A 325-nucleotide genomic window follows, 5' to 3' on the forward strand; every position below is an offset into this window, starting at 1 on the left:
AAATCGTTATATTCTTCTAAGTCGTCATCGTCTAATGAGCCAGATATATTTTCTAAATCTGCAATCTTTCCTTCTTTTAGTTGTGGAACCTTTGAAGAAGGCTCTTCTTCTTTGAAGGAATCGTTTCCTACAAAACCTGTTGTTTTTGCTAATGTTTTTAAATCAGCTAATTCATTCTTGATATGTTCAAGCATTTCGTAGGTTTTTTTGTCTTCTATTGCTTTTCTTCCATTAGATGAATCATCTAAATCACGTAAAATTAAAGATGAAATATAGTCCCCTAACCTACGCGATTTAGCATGTGTAGCTAGTTTATTATAAACTT

Annotated in this window: 1 protein-coding gene; it reads right to left on the bottom strand. The window is 31.7% G+C overall.

What is annotated here, in order from left to right; translation table 11 throughout:
- Nucleotides 1-325 (bottom strand): hypothetical protein (locus SB717_RS34585; RefSeq protein ID WP_410907378.1); only part of this gene is annotated, 325 nt, incomplete at both ends.

Source organism: Priestia sp. SIMBA_032, assembly GCF_046535215.1.
In the GTDB taxonomy this organism is placed as follows: domain Bacteria; phylum Bacillota; class Bacilli; order Bacillales; family Bacillaceae_H; genus Priestia; species Priestia aryabhattai.